The 19,060-nt window shown below is 55.0% G+C and carries 18 protein-coding genes; 4 read left to right on the plus strand and 14 right to left on the minus strand.

What is annotated here, in order from left to right; all coding sequences use genetic code 11:
* Window positions 1-52 precede the first annotated feature (52 nt).
* Window positions 53-1,495 (minus strand): sugar porter family MFS transporter, encoded by a 1,443-nt coding sequence (locus K8R57_01875; GenBank protein ID MCE9587044.1) that lies wholly within the window; start codon window positions 1,493-1,495, stop codon window positions 53-55.
* Between the two features lie 217 nt (window positions 1,496-1,712).
* On the opposite strand from K8R57_01875, the gene K8R57_01880 reads away from it, so the two are divergent.
* Together K8R57_01880 and K8R57_01885 are read left to right on the plus strand one after the other, a co-directional pair.
* Window positions 1,713-2,342, plus strand: a complete 630-nt coding sequence (locus K8R57_01880; protein MCE9587045.1) for a hypothetical protein — start codon at window positions 1,713-1,715, stop codon at window positions 2,340-2,342.
* A 116-nt stretch (window positions 2,343-2,458) separates the two neighbouring features.
* Complete coding sequence (locus K8R57_01885; protein ID MCE9587046.1) at window positions 2,459-3,859, plus strand: MFS transporter; 1,401 nt, start codon at window positions 2,459-2,461, stop codon at window positions 3,857-3,859.
* A gap of 97 nt (window positions 3,860-3,956) precedes the next feature.
* Here the strand turns inward: K8R57_01885 and K8R57_01890 are convergent, their stop codons facing one another.
* The 8 genes from K8R57_01890 to K8R57_01925 form a co-directional block, all read right to left on the minus strand.
* Complete coding sequence (locus tag K8R57_01890) at window positions 3,957-4,682, minus strand: ATP-binding cassette domain-containing protein (GenBank protein MCE9587047.1); 726 nt, start codon at window positions 4,680-4,682, stop codon at window positions 3,957-3,959.
* A gap of 61 nt (window positions 4,683-4,743) precedes the next feature.
* Entirely contained in the window at window positions 4,744-5,673 is a 930-nt protein-coding gene (gene cysW, locus K8R57_01895) for a sulfate ABC transporter permease subunit CysW (protein ID MCE9587048.1), read from the minus strand.
* 19 nt (window positions 5,674-5,692) lie between these two features.
* Window positions 5,693-6,520: a sulfate ABC transporter permease subunit CysT gene (cysT, locus tag K8R57_01900; protein ID MCE9587049.1), complete on the minus strand. Its 828-nt coding sequence runs from the start codon at window positions 6,518-6,520 to the stop codon at window positions 5,693-5,695.
* 56 nt (window positions 6,521-6,576) lie between these two features.
* Entirely contained in the window at window positions 6,577-7,401 is an 825-nt protein-coding gene (locus K8R57_01905) for a DUF2817 domain-containing protein (GenBank protein MCE9587050.1), read from the minus strand.
* 47 nt (window positions 7,402-7,448) lie between these two features.
* Window positions 7,449-8,480, minus strand: a complete 1,032-nt coding sequence (locus K8R57_01910) for a sulfate ABC transporter substrate-binding protein (protein ID MCE9587051.1) — start codon at window positions 8,478-8,480, stop codon at window positions 7,449-7,451.
* Window positions 8,481-8,511: 31 nt separating this feature from the next.
* The gene (locus K8R57_01915) at window positions 8,512-8,829 is read right to left on the minus strand and encodes a hypothetical protein (GenBank protein MCE9587052.1); all 318 of its coding nucleotides are present in this window, start codon (window positions 8,827-8,829) and stop codon (window positions 8,512-8,514) included.
* 171 nt (window positions 8,830-9,000) lie between these two features.
* Window positions 9,001-9,465 (minus strand): Rrf2 family transcriptional regulator, encoded by a 465-nt coding sequence (locus K8R57_01920; GenBank protein ID MCE9587053.1) that lies wholly within the window; start codon window positions 9,463-9,465, stop codon window positions 9,001-9,003.
* Window positions 9,466-9,588: 123 nt separating this feature from the next.
* Complete coding sequence (locus K8R57_01925) at window positions 9,589-10,536, minus strand: serine O-acetyltransferase (protein ID MCE9587054.1); 948 nt, start codon at window positions 10,534-10,536, stop codon at window positions 9,589-9,591.
* Window positions 10,537-10,722: 186 nt separating this feature from the next.
* On the opposite strand from K8R57_01925, the gene K8R57_01930 reads away from it, so the two are divergent.
* Entirely contained in the window at window positions 10,723-11,538 is an 816-nt protein-coding gene (locus K8R57_01930) for a Cof-type HAD-IIB family hydrolase (protein MCE9587055.1), read from the plus strand.
* Between the two features lie 57 nt (window positions 11,539-11,595).
* Here K8R57_01930 and K8R57_01935 read toward each other — a convergent pair whose 3' ends face one another.
* Genes K8R57_01935 through K8R57_01945 form a run of 3 tightly spaced genes read right to left on the minus strand, consistent with a single transcriptional unit; the run spans window position 11,596 to window position 15,009 of the window.
* Window positions 11,596-12,120, minus strand: coding sequence for a rhodanese-like domain-containing protein (locus K8R57_01935; protein MCE9587056.1), 525 nt, complete (start codon window positions 12,118-12,120; stop codon window positions 11,596-11,598).
* An 11-nt stretch (window positions 12,121-12,131) separates the two neighbouring features.
* Window positions 12,132-14,084 (minus strand): SufS family cysteine desulfurase, encoded by a 1,953-nt coding sequence (locus K8R57_01940; protein MCE9587057.1) that lies wholly within the window; start codon window positions 14,082-14,084, stop codon window positions 12,132-12,134.
* Window positions 14,077-15,009, minus strand: coding sequence for a hypothetical protein (locus K8R57_01945; protein MCE9587058.1), 933 nt, complete (start codon window positions 15,007-15,009; stop codon window positions 14,077-14,079). Before K8R57_01945 ends, K8R57_01940 begins: the two co-directional genes overlap by 8 nt.
* Window positions 15,010-15,523: 514 nt before the next feature.
* Here K8R57_01945 and K8R57_01950 point away from each other — a divergent pair.
* Window positions 15,524-15,997, plus strand: coding sequence for a DoxX family protein (locus tag K8R57_01950; GenBank protein ID MCE9587059.1), 474 nt, complete (start codon window positions 15,524-15,526; stop codon window positions 15,995-15,997).
* 436 nt (window positions 15,998-16,433) lie between these two features.
* Here K8R57_01950 and K8R57_01955 read toward each other — a convergent pair whose 3' ends face one another.
* Both K8R57_01955 and K8R57_01960 read right to left on the minus strand, forming a co-directional pair.
* Entirely contained in the window at window positions 16,434-18,179 is a 1,746-nt protein-coding gene (locus K8R57_01955; GenBank protein ID MCE9587060.1) for a carbohydrate porin, read from the minus strand.
* Between the two features lie 179 nt (window positions 18,180-18,358).
* On the minus strand, window positions 18,359-19,060 hold a 702-nt coding region (locus K8R57_01960), incomplete at its 5' end, for a sulfate adenylyltransferase (protein ID MCE9587061.1).

Here is a 19,060-nt window from a genome sequence, read left to right on the forward strand (position 1 = left end):
CAATGGAGGGTGTGCCGCACGGAAAACTACCGTCCCTCCGCCTTTGTTTAATTTACCGCCCGATATCCTTGAGTCGCTTGCCCGAGAGGAGGTTGGCCTCGATCTTCTCGAGCGAGATACCCTTTGTCTCCGGCACAAAGCAGAGAAAGAAGATCACGAAGAGAGCGTTCAGCCCTCCGTAGAGCAGGAAGGTGTTCCCGTTTCCAAATTTATCGAGCAGGGTCAAGAAGGTACCCCCCACGATGGCATTCACGATCCAGTTCGTAGCCGTGCTGAACGTCACACCGAGATCCCGACCCGAAAGCGGGAAAATCTCCGCGCAGATGACCCAGATGATGGGGCCTGCACTCATGGCAAATCCGACGATGAAGATGAGAAGAGCTCCAATGGCCCAGATGCCAAGCGCCGGGGATTTTTCCAGATCCATGTTGAAGAGGGTGCCCACGGCTATCATCGCGATACCCATGACTGCGAAGCCCGCGTACATGATCGGCTTGCGTCCGATCCTGTCGACAAAGGCGATGGCGATGAATGTCGCCAGCACATTGGTGACCCCGACGATGACCGTACCCCAAAGCTGGTGCTCCGTGCTGGAGAACCCAGCGATCTTAAAGATCCGTGGAGCATAATACATGATGACGTTGATCCCCGTGAGTTGCTGGATGATCTGAAGGCCAATTCCGAGGCCGATGGCCCTCCGGAAGTTCGGATTACCCAGGAACATCTGGAATCCGTTCTGTCTGACCCGAAGGCTCTCCTCGATCTCCACGACCTCCTTGCTGATCTCGTCCGTAGGGAGGTGCATTCTCTCGAAGACCGAGACGGCAAGGGCCTTCTTGCCCTTGAGGAAAAGCCAACGAGGGCTCTCTGGGAGGAAGAGGACGCCTAAGAACATCAGAAAGGCGGGAAAGGCGACGATTCCGAGCATCACCCTCCAGTTACCGGCTCCCAACATGGATTTGTAGTGGTCCCCGAGCAACCAGTCGAAGTTGGCGTAATTGGCCAGCCATGTATTGCTAAGGAAGGCGAGGACGATACCGATGGTGATCATCAGTTGGTACATGGAGATCATCGATCCACGGACACGCTGAGGGGAGATTTCAGAGAGATAGAGGGGGGCGGTGAACGAGGCGACGCCGATGGCGATGCCTAGAAAAAAACGGGCAACGATGAGCAAGTGCGCGTCAGGTGAAAATGCGCAGACAAGCGAACCTAGAATGAAGATCACCGCGCTGATCAAGATGGCACCGCGACGGCCGAAGCTGTTGGATAGAATCCCGCTGATCAGCGTCCCGAAGACGGCCCCCCAAAGTAGTGAACTGACCACGAGTTCGATCACCTGGTCCGTGATGGAGAAGCTCTTCTGGATCAGGCCTTCGGCACCGGAGATCACCCCGATGTCGAGTCCGAAGAGAAGTCCCGCAAGGGCGCCGGTGAATCCGATGAAGTAAACGATTGGGCTGAGTTTCGCAGGAGTGGGGACGGAGTTTGTCATTTTTCTAATGTGATGGGAGTGGGGGAATATAAAGTGCAGGTATCGCGCAACTCTAGGGACTCTAACTGCTGTTAGTCTACAAGGTAAAACTTTCCTTAGTCGTGTCAGGAGTAGGAAGGCGCCTGATTAAATAAGCTGACACGCTGACACACTGACAAGCTCACAATCTGAAAACCCATCTCCCTCAAAAGGGGGATGGGTTTTTCTTTTATCCGGGATGATGTCGGGAGATGCTGCAGAGTCAGGCGCAACGGCCCATGCCCTGCGTCTCCTTCCCTATCCCCAATTCCCTATTTCTATGACTCCCCATGAACAGGCGCGGCGTATCGTTGATTATGAAGCCCGTCGGGATGCCGCCGGGCACCTGAAGGTTTATCATCTTCCCTCTGGAGACGGGGGAGGGGAGCGCGAGGTCGCCGGAATCAATGACCGCTATCACCCGGAGGCACTTGATTCGATCGAGAAGCTGATCGCTGCGGGAAAGTACGAGGAGGCGGAGGATGCGGCGGCCGATCATATCCGTCGCTACACAGATCCCGTGGCGATGCTCTCGGAGGTGCCTGCTGTGCAATTTGCACTGCGTGATGCCGCCTTCAACCGGGGACCGACCGGTGCGGTGAAGATCCTGCAAGATGCCTTGGGTCTGCCCGCTGATGGGATCGTCGGGCCCAAGACCAAGGAAGCACTGCATGTGGCGGAGAAGAATCCCGAAAAGCTGCTCGGAGATCTGCGTGCCTCACGCGAGCACTATGAGCGGCGGACACGCGACGAATCCTCCAAGTTCTGGGCAGGCCTGACACACCGCTGGGACCGCCAGCACGCCGACAGTCTCTCGATTCTGGCTTGAAAATAGGAGATAGGGAAGGAGGCGATAAGTATCGCTTGCTTCGGGTTCGTCTCACGATTTTAAGTGACCCTTTACCCCGATACCCCATTACCTAAATTAAATCCCCTCGATCCCCTATGACCAAGTTCCTCGACATGTTCCGTTCCCCTGAAGGGAAAAGCTACGCCGTTACCTTCGCCCTCGTTTCGACGCTCTTCTTTCTGTGGGCCTTTTGCAACGGGATGATCGACGTGATGGACAAGCACTTCCAGGACTTGCTCCACCTCTCCCGCTCCCAGTCGGCATGGGTTCAGTTTGCCCATTATCTCGGCTACTTCCTCATCGCGCTTCCCGCAGGTTGGCTGACCGAGAAGTTCGGATACCGCAAGGGGATCATCGCAGGACTTCTGTTGGTTTCCCTCGGAGGATTCTGGTTCATACCGGCCACTCATATTGCCCAGTTCTGGGCCTTCCTTGTTGGCGTCTGCCTTATTGCCATGGGGCTTACCTTTCTGGAGACGATCGCCAACCCGTATACGACCGTTCTGGGAGATAAACAGTTTGCTGCCACACGCATCAATCTGGCCCAGTCATGCAATGGAGTGGGCTGGATCTTCGGCCCGATTGTCGGTGGGATGTTCTTCTATTCTAGCAAGGGTGTGGAGGCGGCTAGTCAGACAATTTATATCCCGTATCTTGCCGTTGCGATCTTTGTCCTGATCATCGCGGCGGTCTTTATGGTGGCTCCGCTCCCCGAACTCAATACCGAGGATGCCTATGCCAAAGAGGATGATGCCGCCGGACATCAGCGTTCGATCTGGTCTCATCTTCATTTTCCCGGCGCGGTCGCGGCACAGTTTTTCTATGTCGCGGCGCAGGCAGGCATTTTCAGCTTCTTCATCAACTACATTGTTTCCGACACGCCTTCGCTTCCCGATTTTCTGAAGGGATGCTGGCTTATCGGAGGCGAGAACGGTTCGACTACCCAGGCCTCGGGACTTTCCTTCCTCACGGAGAAGGGAGCCACAAAGCTTCTTAGTGCTGCCTTTATTCTCTTCCTGTCGGGTCGTCTCGTGGGTGCTATGCTGATGCGCTCCGTGAAAGCTCACCAGCTGCTTGGTATCTTTGCGCTGGTAAACATTGCCATGATGGTTCTGATCTTCCTGAAGCTCTCGTGGATCTCTGTCGCGGCCCTCTTCCTGAGCTTCTTTTTCATGTCGATCATGTTTCCCACGATTTTTGCACTCGGCATCTGGGGTCTTGGCAGGCGTGCCAAGATCGCCTCCTCGTTCATCGTCATGGCGATCATGGGCGGAGCGATCATGCCCAAACTCATGGGCTGGTTCAGCGATGAATACGGTAAGGTGACCGGCTGGTATGGTCGCGTCATGCAGGACGGTGGATCCGACAAGCTGATGTCCCCGGGCTTCATCGTGCCTCTCTTTTGCTTCGTGGTGATCGCTCTCTACGGCTTCAACTGGTCACGTCTGAGCGGTAGCACCGGTGAGGATGTCTCGGTGAAGCAGGGCGGGCATTGAGGGGTATAGGATATCGGAAATGGGTGATTGGGAATGATATCTCCCTGCGCCCGCCCCTCCCCAAAGCCCAAATCCCAAAGTCAATAGGCTCCCCTGATCAGATATCGAGAGCGAGGAAATCGCGGACGAAAGCGTTGGATACGCCTGAACGGATTTCCTCTGGCGTGCCTATTTTTTGGATGCTGCCCTTGTCAAAGATCACGACGCGGTCAGCCACTTCGAAGGCTTCTTCCTGATCGTGGGTTACAAAGAGGCTGGTTAGCCGGGTTCGTTCGTGGAACTCGCCAAGCCAGGTGCGGAGTTCCCGACGGACCTTGGCATCAAGCGCCCCGAAAGGTTCATCCAGTAAGAGAACCTTGGGCTCCACAGCCAGGGCCCGCGCGAAGGCTATGCGCTGGCGTTGTCCTCCCGAGAGTTGCACAGGAAAGCGGTTCTCCAGACCCGAGAGCTGGATCGTCTCCAGCAGGGAGAGGACGCGTTCGCGGATCTTTTCTTTAGTAAGGCGTTTGGCCCGCGGAGCAACGCGCAGTCCGAAAGCGATATTCTCGAAAATGGTCATGTGGTTGAAGAGGGCGTAGCTCTGGAAGACAAATCCGGCCTTCCTTTCGTTGGCGCTCTTCATGGTCACGTTCTCCCCCTCGAAGAAGATCTCCCCCTTCTCCGCAAACTCGAGTCCTGCAATGAGTCGGAGTAGGGTTGTCTTCCCCGAGCCGCTGGGACCGAGGAAAGCGACCATTTCGCCGGTCTCTATCTTCAGACTGACGTCATTAACTGCGGGAAAGGCTCCGAAGCTCTTGGTGAGTGAGGTGATTTCGATGCTCATCGGAAAGTTAGGTAATGGGGACTAGGTGATAGGTGATGGGGAAGAAGACCTCGGTGTCCGGTTATGGATGGAGGGTTTCAATCGTGGTTTCGAGCAATGAGCGCTGGCCAGCCTCAAACTGGCGCCTGTTCTTCCATTCGGCGAGTGTCTTGAGGCTCAGGGTGAGAAGGGCTAGAAGCGAGAGTGCGGAAGCCACTGCAAAGGCTTGAGGGAAGAGGTAGTCGTTGTAGAGGCGTTCGATCTCCAGAGGCATAGTGTTAGTCTTGCCGCTGATCTTGGCGGAGACAACGCTCACGGCGCCGAATTCCCCCATGGCACGGGCATTACAGAGGATGACCCCGTAGAAAAGCCCCCAGCGTATCTTGGGAAGGGTGATCCTGCGCAGGATCTGGAGGCCGCTTGCCCCGAGTGTGAGGGCCGCCTCTTCCTCTTCGACTCCCTGAGCCTGCATAAGTGGAATGAGGCTGCGTGCCACGAAGGGGAAGGTCACAAAGGTGGTTGCGAGCACCATGCCCGGCAGCGCGAAGATGATCTTGATGTCATGCGCCTGCAGCCACGGTCCGAAGTACCCGCGCCGTCCGTAGAGAAGAACGTAGATGAGACCGCCGATCACCGGTGACACCCAGAGGGGGAGATCAATGAGGGCAAGCAGGACTTGACGCCCTGTGAAGCGGTAGCGAGTGATGGCCCAGGCGGCTGCGATCCCGAAGGCGGTATTTGCCGGAACAGTGATGAGCGCCACGATGAGGGTCATCCAGATTGAGTGGAGGATGTCGTGATCGGTGAAAGCCTCCTTCAAGACATCAATCCCTTTTGCCAAGGCTCCCTGAAAGACGACGAGCAGCGGAAGAAACAAAAAGAAAAAGAAAAAGAGCGCCACGATCCCAATGACGACCCGACGAACCCAGAGAGGTTCTGCCGTAGCACGGACAGCGTTGTCTGCCCTGCGGTCGCTACCGGGAGGATTGCGAAAATCGATGAAGCTAGCCATGGCGCTGGACGAGTTGTGCTTAGGCGAGTTTGCGGAAGCGGTTGCCCCAGGTCTGTAGTCTGTTTCCGATTAGGACGATGACGAGAGAGGCAAGAAGCATGGTGAAGCCAAGTGCCGCCGCTCCCGTGTAGTCATACTGCTCGAGTTTCTGAAAGATCATCAGTGGGGTGATTTCCGTCTGAAAGGGGATATTCCCTGAGATAAAGACGATGGATCCGTATTCTCCGACAGCACGGCCGTACGACATGATGATCCCGGTAAAGAGCGCCGGGAGTAGGGGAGGGAGAATGACGTAGCGGATCGTCTGCCAGCGGTTGGCACCCAAGCAGGCTGCAGCCTCTTCGACATCAGCGGAGAGATCCTCGATAACGGGTTGGACGGCGCGAACGACAAAGGGAAATCCGATGAAAATCATGGCGATCAGGACGCCTGCAGGAGCAAAGGCAATCTTGATGCCCAGTGGCTCCAGATATTGCCCGAGCCACTCGCTTGGCGAATAGAGGGCGGTCAGCGCGATACCCGCCACGGCTGTGGGCAGAGCGAAGGGGAGATCGGTTGCCGCTTCCAGCAGACGACGACCTGGAAAGTCGTATCGTGCGAAGATCCAAGCTGCCAGGAATCCAAAGACGCCATTGATGAGGGCCGCGATGAAGGAGATCCCGAAGCTGACCCGATACGTGGCGACGACTTCGGGATCGGTGACTGTTTCCCAAAAATGCTCCCACCCCCCAGAAGCCGTCTTGCCAACTAAAGCCGCCAGTGGAAGGAGGACCAGGAGTGAGACCCAGGTGACGGTCCACCCCACGCTTGTCCGGAAGCCGGGCAGGACATGTTTCTTCTTGGCCATGGTAAAATAAAATCGAATAACGTAACAACAGATCGTCTTTAGCGAACGATCCTTCCTTAAATATCCATTCCCTGCGAGCTGATTTGAGGAAAAAGGTGCAGGATTTCCTTCAGGGCTGCCAAGTGGGCATCTACTTGAAGTCCGAAAGGTGCATGATGGGGGGTCTCAAAGATGATTTCGACCGGTTTGGGGTGCTGGTCAGGAGGAGCAGATAAGATTCCTTTGTATCCCCCTGTGATGATTGAGTAATCCGCCTGATGTGTGTCAATTTCGGGGCGGATATCCCTCGGAAGGATGGAGGATGCAGCCTGGAGCGCCGGCTCCAGAAGATGGCGGGTGAGGGTGCTCCCGTTTACGTAGCCATAGATCCCTTCGCTGGTGTCGTCGGTGTGGAGAGCAATGATCGCATCGAAGGCTTTGGCTCTGAGCTCCTGCTCTAACAGACGCACTTCCGCTTCTTCCTCGTGTTCTGCCTCGCCCCAGAAACAGCGGTTCAAATCCTTGCCGGATTCGCCCTCACGGCGGTTCGCATTGAATCCCCAAGGGTTGCAAACAGGGTAGACGTAGATCTCGTGGAAGCGTCCCAGATCGGCCTCTTGGCTTAGGTGATGGAGGATCTGGAGTGCAGCCACCACGCCGGAGGGCTCATCTCCATGAATGCCGGCAAAGATGCCGATCCGGTAGACCGGCTTGCCGGAAGGATCCGAGCACCGGTATCGGGGGAGTGTGCGTCCGCCCGGTGCTTCCTGGAGATGAAGTGCTTCAAGGTGTGGGCTCCTTCCTGCAAGTTGATCACCGTAGTGTAAAATCGAGCGGGTCCGATCGCCTAGATGCGGAATATCAGAGCTATACTCAGGAATTGATGGATCCGTGAGGATCATAAGCATCCGCCCAAAGTCCCAAAGGCCCCTGGGTCCCTTGGGAATCCTTACTTGCGGGCTCCTTTGATGATCTGGTCGAAGGTTCCCCTGTCGGAGAAGAAGGTCTTCTGAGCTTTTGACCAACCACCAAAGTCAGCAATGCTGGTGAGTGTCAGGTTCTTGAACTGTCCTGCGTACTTGGCCTTGGCTGCTGGGTCGATGGGGCGGTAGAAGTTTCTGCCAATGATGTCCTGGCCCTCAGGAGTATAGAGGTACTCAAGATAGGCGGTAGCCTGCTTGCGTGTATTTTTGGCATCTACATTGGCATCGATCACGGCGACAGGGGGCTCCGCTAAGATGCTAATGGATGGGGTAATGATCTCGTAGTCGGGATTCTTCTTTTTGATGAGAAGCGCCTCGTTCTCCCAATTGATGGAAACGTCACCCTGCTTCCGCTCAGTGAAGGCGATGGTTCCTGCGCGTGCTGCTGCGGGTAAGCCGTTCTTGAGGGCATTCTTGTAGATCTTGCTGACGAACTCTCGGGTCTTTGTCTCGTCGCCACCGAACTTCTTCAAGGCATAGGACCATGCCGCGAGGAAGTTCCAGCGGGCGCCGCCACCGGTTTTCGGATTGGGGGTGACGATGGAGACGTCATCACGGATCAGGTCATCCCAGTCCTTGATGTTCTTTGGGTTTCCCTTGCGGACGATGAGAACGATCGTGGAGGTGTAGGGAGAGCTGTTGTGCGGAAGTCGGGACTGCCAGTCCTTTGCAAGGAGTGGTTTGTCAAATGCGCCGGTGCTCCCCTTCTCTCGGATAGCGTCGATATCATAGGCGAGAGCCAAGGTGGCGACGTCGGCATCACCTCCGTCCTGGATGAGTCGTGACTGGGAGCCAGACCCACCGTGTGAGGTGGCGATTGTCACATCCTCGCCAGTCTGTTTTTTCCAATGAGAGGCAAATGCCTTGTTGAACTCTGTGTAGAGCTCGCGAGTCGGGTCATAACTCACATTCAGGAGTTCCACGCTGGCATGGAGACTATGTAAAGCCAGAGTCCCCAGCAGTGCAGCAATGAGGGTGAGGTTCTTTTTCTTGTTCATGATCGTGGTGTTTATGTTGTGAATGATTGCGTTAGTCGGAGAGTGAGGCATCGCGGTCGACGTCAAGAATGTGACCATTTGAGGTTGCAGAGATTTCATACGTGGCGCTTTGGGAGAGGCCTTCTAGTTCGTAGATCTCTTTTTTCCCCTGATGAGTGAGATGTGCTTCATTGAGGTATATTCCTGGGACGTGTGCATCAACTGAGGCGAGAACGGCCTCGGGGACTGCTGTTAAAGGAATTTTGATGGCTGCTGACTTGTTATAGGCGCGATGCTTGGGAGCCGAGACACTGCATCCGTTCATGGCAGAAAGGCCTATGAGAATCGTCGTTGGGATTATTTGCTTCATCGGTCGTGGGTTTGCAAGGTTGCCTATATACGACCTTATCAGTCATGAATCACCCGTCAAGATAACGGCGACTATAAAAGTCGTTTTATTCTGGGAGTACTAATCCCGCACAGGTCATTCAAAAACTGCGGTGCAAGCTCCGATGAGAAACTGCTGAAATTAAGATCTCAACTAGATCCCTTCTCCGTCGAGTCCCTGAACCCGCTTGAGCTCTTCGCGTCCGACTGGGGGGGATTTCATGACATCAGCAAGGGTGGTCTGATCCATGAGATTGGCCACGAGATTCCTGGCGGTCAGCATGACTCTACGAAACCGGCAGGTCGATTCCTGAGTGCAGCGTTTGTAGTCGGTAACCGAAACGCAAGCGATCGGAGCGAGATAGCCGTCGAAGTGGCGAACGACCTCTCCCATGGTGATCTTTTCGGGAGCTCTGGCCAACTGGTAGCCGCCACGCTTCCCGGCCGTGCTGACTACCCATCCCTTTTCCTTAAGATCGAGCATGATGTGCTCGAGGAAGCGCTTTGGGACATCATTGCGCCGTGCCAATTCAAGGATCGGGATCGGCGGGCTACCCCGATGCTCCACCAAGGTGAAAAGTGCCCTGAGGGCATAATCTGTACGCATCGAGAGCTGCATGGATAGTAATATACGCGACCGTAAGCGTCGGGGAAAGACGCAAGATGGGTTGAAGGGTTAAAGGATCGATCGTATCTCCCTTTTTAACTTTTTTAACGGCCCAACGCTTCAGCTTCACACCCCTCAGATCATGAAGTCGATTTCGTCCTCGTGGAGCTGCACCGTGACGGTCTCTTTCTTTTGCCCGTTACGCTTGTCGAGGCGGCTCTGGATCTGTTCTCCACGGACCAGCAGAGTGTCGGGGGCAACGCTCTTCATCAGAAACACATTGGCTCCGATCGTGCTACGTGCCCCGATCGTCGTGTCTCCTCCCAGGATAATGCCATTGGGATAGATTGTGACGTCATCCTCGACATGGGGATGACGCTTTAGTCCCTTAACAATGGCTCCCCCTTCGTCCTTTTGGAAGCTGCGTGCACCAAGCGTCACTCCATGATAGAGTTTCACCCGATTTCCGATCACGCAGGTCTCCCCGATAACGACTCCGGTGCCATGGTCAATGAAGAAGTGAGAGCCAATAGCGGCACCGGGGTGGATATCGATACCGGTACGGCTGTGAGCCCATTCGGTCATCATTCGGGGGAGAAGCGGGACATTCTCCCTGTAGAGGAGATTGGCCACACGCTGGATGGCGACCGCTTCCAGACCTGGATAAGCCAGAACGATCTCTTCGAGACTGCGTGCCGCTGGGTCACCTGCGTAGGCGGCCTCGACGTCTGTTTTGAGTAGGGCACGAACACCGGGAATGCCTACGAAGAAGCGCCCTGTGATGTCACTCGCTTTTTTCCTGAGTTCATCGTCGGAGGTATTGGCCTCGCGTAGGCTGACGGTGATCGCCGAATCCAGTTGGTCTGCGATCTTGTCGATGATCTCCTGCGCCGCACCGGGCAACTTCTCAGAGGAGACGGCCTCATCGGAGAAAAAGCCAGGAAAGAGTAGGTGCAGAAGGTCCTCGCTGAGCGTGGCAACAGCGTTTTTCGAAGGAAGATTCGACCGGTCGACATGGTTGATACCTCCACTCTCCCGGTAGGAATCGAGGATCGGCTGGAGCAGGTGCTTCCGGGAGTTCATCCTTCTCACCTTATCGGTTTCGGGTTGCCCGTGCCAGCAAAAGCCCCCTTGTGCACCAGTCAGCGTATTCAAGCAAGGCATGGCGGACGTTTGACACGGCTTCTGGCTGTGGCTATGAGGGATCATTCCGAAACGCCATTGCGGCCTCTTCCTTTCAACCCTTCAAAATCATCCCTTCAAAATCTTATGACAACTTCCAAAAATATACGGATGATGATCGCCGATGTGGACGGCACTCTAGTTACTCAGGAAAAAGTTCTCACGGAGCGAGCCATAGCAGCAGTTCACAAACTCCATGATGCCGGCATTCTCTTTGCCGTCACAAGCGGTCGTCCCCCTCGCGGGATGTCGATGCTCATTGATCCCCTGAAGCTCACGACACCGATCTCGGGTTTCAACGGCGGGATTGTTGTCGATAGGGAGATGAATGTCATCGATCAGAAGGTCATCCAGCAAGATCTCGTGAAACCGATGTTCAAGCTCCTCAAGTCGATGTCGCTTGATGTCTGGGTTTATCAGGGAGCCAAGTGGTATGTGGGTAATCGTAAGGCGCCTCATGTGGACCGTGAGGCTTGGACGGTGAAGTTCGAGCCACTGGTGGTGGATGATATCGAATCGATCACCGAGAACGTGGCGAAAATCGTCGGCGTGAGTGACGACCTAAGCTCGATTCAGGCTGCCACAGAAGCTGCCCATAAGGAATTCGGGTCACATGTTTCCGCAGAACCCTCGCAGCCCTACTACCTCGATATCACGCATCCCGAGGCTAACAAGGGCTCGACCGTCGAGTATCTCTCCGCCAAGTACAACATCCCCTCCTCCGCCATCGCTACGATCGGTGACATGCCGACCGATGTCCTGATGTTCGAGCGCTCCGGCGTGGGTATTGCTATGGGCAACGCGAAGCCCGATGTGCAAAAGGCGGCACGCGATGTCACTCTCTCCAACGAGCAGGAGGGCTTTGCCGTCGCCGTGGAGCGCTTTATTCTGGGATTGGGTTAGAAGAGCGCCCAAATCAACTATCCCTAGCAATTCTTTAAGAGGCGTTTCGGCTCTCTCTTATCGGTTCCAAGGTGCGCGTGCCAGAAGAAGCCCCATGCCGCACCAGTCCGTGATGCCTGCAAAGATAAGTCCACCACCTACGAATGCTGAAAGGCCGAAGAATGCGTGATTCAGCAGAAATCCAAGAATCACACCTAGAAGAACGAAGCTGCCTGCACCAATCCGGACCTGTCGCTCGATACTGATGGTTTTGCGGCCTGTTCCCTCAATGGGGAGCCCAGAGGAAGCCCATGCCTCAGTTCCTCCCTCGATCACATGAACATCCGCAAAGCCATGTCCCTGCAACTTGGTCGCGGCAATTGCTGCACGACCTCCCTTCTCGCAGAGGAGGAGAATCGGAGCATTCTTCGGAAGAGATTCGGTGAAGGCATCGAGTGTATCCAGCGGAATGTTGCTAGCCCCGAGCGCTCTCCGGGCGGAGAACTCCGAGGGGGTGCGAACATCGAGCAGTATCGAAGAGTTGTTTCCTGTGGCGATCTCGCGTGCCTTGTGGGGCGAAACGATGGGAATAGTGTTACTCATTAAAGAGGCGTTCAGGGGCGGTGTGTGCTGGTGATTTCGTGAAGTGCCGCCACCAGCGCATCAATTTCATCCGTAGTGTTGTAAAACGCCAGGGAAGGTCGTACGGAACTCTCCAGTCCGAAGTGACGGATGGCCGGCATCGCGCAGTGGTGACCAGAGCGGACTGCGATCCCCTGTTTGTCAAGGTGTGAGGCAATCGTGTCGTTAGGGATACCGAGGATCACAAAGGAGAGCACGCTCGCCTTTCTAGCGGCAGTTCCAATGGGACGAAGACCCCGTACGGCAGCAAGCCTTGGTGTCGCATACTCGAGGAGTGAGTGCTCGTAGGCAGCGATATTGTGGATGCCAACCTTGTGAATGTAATCGATTGCTGCGCCGAGGCCTACTGCTCCGGCGATGTTCGGGGTACCCGCTTCGAATTTCTCCGGGGCATCCTGGAAGATCGTCCGCTCAAAGGTGACGTCCCGGATCATGTGTCCACCACCTTGCCACGGAGGCAGCATCTCGAGGAGGTGGGATTTGCCGTAGAGGGCTCCGATACCGGTAGGTCCGAAAACCTTGTGGCCGGAGAAGACGAGGAAGTCCGCGTCGAGGGCCTGCACGTTGATCGGGATGTGAGGGGTCGATTGGGCCCCGTCGACGAGAACATGGACGCCATGCGCGTGGGCTATCTGGATGATTTCCTCAATCGGATTGATGGTTCCGAGAGAGTTGGCTACATGCGCCACGGAAACCAGCTTGGTACGTGGTCCGAGCAGGCGGATGTATTCTTCGAGGATCAGTTCACCACGGTCGTTGATAGGGATAACCTTGATGACGGCACCGACTTGTTTGGCGAGCATCTGCCATGGAACGATGTTGGCGTGGTGCTCGAGCTGGCTGAGGATGATCTCGTCACCCTGACCGATGAAACGGCGCCCGAAGGTATTCGCCACAAGATTGATCGCCTCGGTCGTTCCACGGGTAAAGACAATCTCCTTGGAGGAGCGTGCGCCAAGGAAATCGGCGACCTTATCGCGAGCTCCCTCAAAGGCCTCCGTGGCTCGCACCGAGAGTTCGTAGGCGGCGCGATGGATATTGCTGTTGTCGTGTTCGTAGAAGTATGAGGTGGCGTCGATCACCGATTGCGGCTTCTGGGTTGTCGCGGCGTTATCGAGGAAGATCAGGGGCTTACCGCTGTTCTTTTCCGAGAGGATTGGAAAGTCGCGGCGCACTGCCTCCACATTGAATGAAGTGGATGGAAGTAGGGCTGAGTCAGATGTTCCTGTCTTGGGATTGCTAATGCTCTGTGGTGCCGGCTCGTCGAGGAAGTAATAGCTCGGAGTCTCCGAGTATCCGGTGAGAGGGATCGCCTGAGTCCCATCAGGTGAAGGCTTTGCTCCTTGAAGAGAGGGATCCAGTAGAAGATTGGGACGAGGGCCGAGAGGTTCACCAAACGGGAGATCCGGGCGAGAGGGCTCGGTTGTTGCAAGTGACTCGGTCGAGACGCTACCGGGTGAAAGGGAATGAATCGGAGGAGGATTCAACGCTCCATCCTGGGAATGGGAAGGGGAATAGGGTTGGAACTCATGGTTTTCCAAGCTCAGTTCACTAATGGGGGACGTGGATACAGGCGCGGATTCGGAAACTGCTGGAGTGGGCAAAGGATCCATTTCCTCGAAGTTTGTGAAGGAGATTGGTGAGTCTGAAGCGTCCGAATAGGAAGTAGGATAAGTCTCCGGATAGGCAGAGTAGTCCGGTGCGCCTGCATAGGAGTCCAAATAGGGCGTTGAGGCAAAGGTAGAAGGTTCGAAATGCTCGACGACATCGGCATTCGGAATCGAAAAGCCAGGATCGGGAGCGGATGACGGGAGCTTTCGGGAAAGCTGTTCCCGGAAGAGTCCTGCAACGAGATCGCTGTGTGCGGTCTCCCCGATCCCGGGGGGCGCGAAGCCCCCCGGGATGACGGGAATCGGCTCAGACATACTCGTGGTAGTGGCTCAGCACGACTCCATCGAGACTAGCAACCGCATCCTCCGCCAAGATGGCGAGTGAGAAGTAGCGGGTCACTAGGTGTGACGCGATGGAGTTGTCACTCGTGCCGCTGTAGCGGACGGAGAGACCTGGCTCGACTTCGCCGGGCACGCCCACCTTCTGGAGGCCGACGACACCGCGCTTGTCCTCGCCAACGCGGATGAGGAGGATGCGGGTGGTGCCGTCCTTGGCGATCGGCAGCTTATTCGAAGGAATAAGAGGTACGCCGCGCCAGGTGATGAACGGGGAACCGAAGAGGTGGACAACCACGGGAGGAACACCACGACGGGTGGCCTCACGGCCGAATGCGGCGATCGCCTTGGGATGAGCGAGGAAGAAAGCGGGTTTCTTCCAGATCAGGTTGAGGAGTTCGTCGAGATCATCCGGGGTCGGAGGTCCCTTGCGGGTCTTGATCCGATAGGCAGGGGGGACCTTATTGAGGAGTCCGAAGTCGGCGTTGTTGATGATCTCGCTCTCCTCGCGCTCCTTGACGGCCTCGACGGTGAGTCGGACCTGCTCGCGGAGCTGGTCGATCTTATTGCTGTAGAGATCGGTGATGCGGGTGTGGGTGTGGAGCACCGTAGTGATGGCACTCAGCTCGATCTCCTGGGGATCCTCCGCATAGTCGACATAGGTTGTAGGAAGTTCGTTCTCGCCGCCCCCGACAACGGCAAGTTCTGGAAGAAGGCCTCCGCCTTTGCCCTTCTTGTCGATGACGCGGTTGATGCGGTAGGCTCCGCCGTCAACGTTGACATAGGGGAGTAGGCTTAGGAGCCAGCGTGGCGTGATGTAATCCCACTGGGGGATGGTGACGGTGGCGGTGGAGAGTTGACGCGCCGCGATGGGTCCAAGGCTCAGGGTGTTCTTATTGCTCATGTTGTTGTTTTGTGAAGTGGTTGTATCGGTATAGTTGGTTTCTCAGATGATTGAAAGGATGTCCGTTATGCTTCATTCATCATGCCATCATGATTAGGTTAGAGTGGTTTCGAGAGGATTAGAGCTTGTGGCGGATTGAATATAAAACGACCAAGTTAATCGTCAAAAGTTCCAAAAAAAGGATCATGAGTTTTCAGTTGGAGATTTGTTTCTTGGTCAATTCGGAGGAATCTTTTCCTTTGGATGATTCTTGCTCAAGCGATTGAGGTAAAGGTGTTGAGGAGACGACAGAGAAAGTTCCCACTTTTCTGATTCGCACGATAATTCAGAGTCGTTGCGGATTCAACGGAAGCGGCGAGGATGCTCAGGCTGAGAGCTGAAAGCAGGGCTCTTCCCATGTGGTTCGGGCGTTCGGGATTTGATGGATGCATATCCCTTTCTATCACGACCAAAAAGATCGTCAAAGCAAAAAGAAACACTTCCCTTGTCATGAGGGTCTGATGAGACTCGATCCATGAAACACTTGATTGCCTCGACTGCTCCCCAAGCAACAATCCTCATCCGTCTAATGGTAGGTGGGATCTTCCTTTCCGAAGGCATCCAAAAGTTTCTTTATCCGGATCAGCTTGGTGCCGGAAGGTTTTTGAAAATCGGCATTCCCGCTCATGAAGTCCTGGGGCCTTTTGTGGGATGCATGGAGTGCCTTTGCGGGATTCTTATTCTTCTGGGGCTCCTCACCCGTTTTGCGACAGTTCCAATGTTGGCGACCATGTTCGTTGCGATAGTTTCCACCAAGGGTCCGATCCTTGTCGGACACGGGTTCCTTGGCTTCCTTCTGCAACCGCTCCCACGTTATGGCTTTTTGAGCCTCACCCACGAGGCGCGCACCGATCTCTGCATGATTCTAGGCCTGCTTTTTCTCCTGATAGCCGGGGCAGGCAAGTTCTCCATTGATCATTTACTCTCCCAGAGTCATCAAAGCAGATGAATGATCACCCCTCCGAAGTGCTCTGCGGGGCACGTCAGCCACACTCGCGCTTTTTGCTCTCCATCCAATTTCACGCTCCCTGAGAATCACGGAATACTTCCTTTCTAACGCAAGTAAGCCTGAGTTAAGGCTGCAGCGAAGGGCGTTGATTTTTGTGAGGGGTGTTGTTTTGCCTTGCGATTGCAACGCCGAGTGACTGGATGCTTCGAGTAGCCTGCGCTTCAGCACAGCCCTGCAGGAGAGCGCCGTCGGGATTCCCAACCGGATCAACTGATCGACCCTTGGAATCTCAACAACTCCTATCGGGCGCCATCTAATGCCAATTGACTCGCTCATTCCCATGAGACTCGCCACTCGCTACACTCGGGCTACCGTCGGCACTCTAACCTGCTCCTCTCATAGCAGGTTTCATCCCTTTCATCGTGGGAGTTCGGGTTTAAAAGAACCACTTGCTGCTGACGCCCATCACAACGGAGTTGGCTACACTAGAATTTCCAGCAGGGTTAATGATGTACTCCACGAAGGGTTTGAGATTCGCCCACTTGGTCAGTTGGATGTCGTAGCAGGCCTCGATGATCTGGGTGGAGGTGAAGTAGGGCTGGTAGGCGTAGTAGGATGACTGGGTGGTTGAATTTCCAGTTCCCAACTGTCTGGGAGACGCCATGAGAGGTCCGTCGGGTACGATGGCATTTCTCGCGCTGCCGTAGTTATTCACCAAGGCTTCGTTCTGTGACTTGATGTACTGATTGTATTGGGGGCTGTAGATGGCGCTTCCCAAGCAAATGCCGAGCATGTCGTTGTCCCTAGTGGGTATAAGACCTTTGTAAACCAGTCCCACTTGGAAGTAGTAAGGCACTTGGCAACCATTTGGCGGGGTATAGGTGAACTCGCTGAATGTGTAGAGGCCCTGCTTGGAAATCTTGCCATGCATGGAGACTTGGTCCTCTTGGTAATTATTACCCTTTTCCGCATAGAGTTGCTGATCGGCTTGGAGATAGAGGCCCCAAATCACAGGGCTGACTTGTGTAGGGACTGGTCGTCTGGCGCCGTATGCATCGGTAGTAAATGCCACCGGAGTGAATTGGGAATTGTTATTACCCCAGACGTAGCTGCCGATCACATACTTACCCTCTAGTCGGTCTTTTCCCAACTTCGGCTCCCAAGCAATTTCGTTCACGTTGAAGAGTCCGTTCTGGGAGTACTGACCGCCGTTGCCCACATCTGCTCCGGTAACCCCAATGTTCTGGGTCTTCGGGTTGAACTGAGGGGATCCTGCCATGCCACCGAAGCCATGGTTGTTAGCGGTTCCAGAAACCCATCCCAAGTTTTGAGTCCTTGATGTTTGCTGGCCGTTTCCATTGACCACAGGGACAACTTGGCCGGAGGATCGGAACTGTCCTTTGTAGCTGTTGGGTACGGAGGTGTAGGGATAGACGCTTGTTGCGGAGAACTGGGTCGGGTTGGGGCCACCCATGTTGGAGTTCGCCCAATAGAGGCCGGTTTGAATGGAGGTGTCACGACGTGGCTTCACCCTCAGGGTTGCACCCCAAGCGCCGAAGGTATTACCCCATGGGACCGGACTCGTTTTGTAGGCATAAGAGGAGGTTCGTGAGGGATTTGTCACAACAATGCCAGGGCCTGCATTTGCCCCGATGCCCTTGCTGGTGCTGATGGCTTGATTCTCGAAGATTTTGGAGAGTGGTTGTTGCAGGAACTGCTCGTAAGGGTTCTCCCATCCAATGTTGAACATCAGGCCCTTGTTCTTGGAGTCGTACTGAATCATTTGAGCTAGATTCCACAGGTCCGCACCATTGGGCATATTGCTCGGAGCGATGAAGTTCGGTGTACCAGCGGCCCAGCGGGGATTGCCGCCGGCTCGGTAACGCCAGTAGGAGGAGATGCTCCAGCCGTTTAAAGCTGGGAAAAGTTTATCCAGGTCAAGGGTTCCCTTGAGCTTCATGTCAAAGCACCAATTGCTTTGTGGTTGGTTGGGAAGACCGCCCGAGACTTGGCCGAAATAAGCCTCTTTCATGTCCCCCTTGATGCTGAAGCCGTAGGTTTTCATGGGAGTCTCCAGACCGAACCATTTCCAGGTCGCTCCGTCTTTCTGGCTGTACCAGTCGGTCAGGAAGTTTTTGGATGTTTCTCCATCGGAGGAAAAAGCGATCGAAAAAGTCGTCATAATCACCAAAAAAATGGCTGCCTGTGGATGAAGGCGACCAAGGGTTCTTGTTGATTGTTTAGGTATCATTGGTTTCGAGGTGGTCGGCCATTCGAAATAGCGAAATAGGGTTTTATAACAAGCACTATGGTCTTCAGTGAATTTATGGAAAAACTTTCAACTGGCTTGATCGAAACAAACTAGATCGCGAAGTCGCGGTATTCCGGACGGGCAACCTCGGTGGGAGGCAGCAGCATTCCTGCGGCTACCGTGGCGTTGGTTCCGGGTTCGATGAGGATGAAGGACCCAGTAAGCCGGTTCATCGCGTAGCCGTCGTAGATCAGCGGTTTGGCGGTTTTCAGTCGGATCTCGCCGAGGTCGTTCATGGCGAGTTCTGTGATGCCATCTTCCTTCTCAAGAGTGGAGATATTGATCCGGTGCTCAATAGCCGTCACTGCAACCTTTACCGTCTGGTTTGTGTGCTTGATCAGATACTGCTTGCCGGGCGTAAGTGGGCGCGGATTCATCCAGCAGATCTTCGCATGAAGGTCCGAGGAAGATCCAGGTAGGTCCTCGGCGTCGACGATCACATCGCCGCGGCTGATATCGAGGTCATGCTCGAGAACGAGCGTCACGGACTGCGGGCTGAAGGCCTCCTCTTGCAGGCCATCAAGGGTCCAGATCTGCTTGATGGTGGAGCTGAAGCCGCTTGGTAGAATCATTACCTTCTGGCCGACCCGAACGATCCCTCCTGCGATCTGACCACTCAGGCCGCGGAAATCATGCAGGGTCTGATCTGTGGGATTATTCGGGCGGTTTACCCACTGCACGGGGAAACGAAAGTTCGAGAGGTTCCAGTCGCTGGCAATGTGCACGGTCTCGAGATGACCGAGCAGCGTCGG

The organism is Verrucomicrobiota bacterium, from assembly GCA_021413925.1.
In the GTDB taxonomy this organism is placed as follows: domain Bacteria; phylum Verrucomicrobiota; class Verrucomicrobiia; order Chthoniobacterales; family UBA6821; genus UBA6821.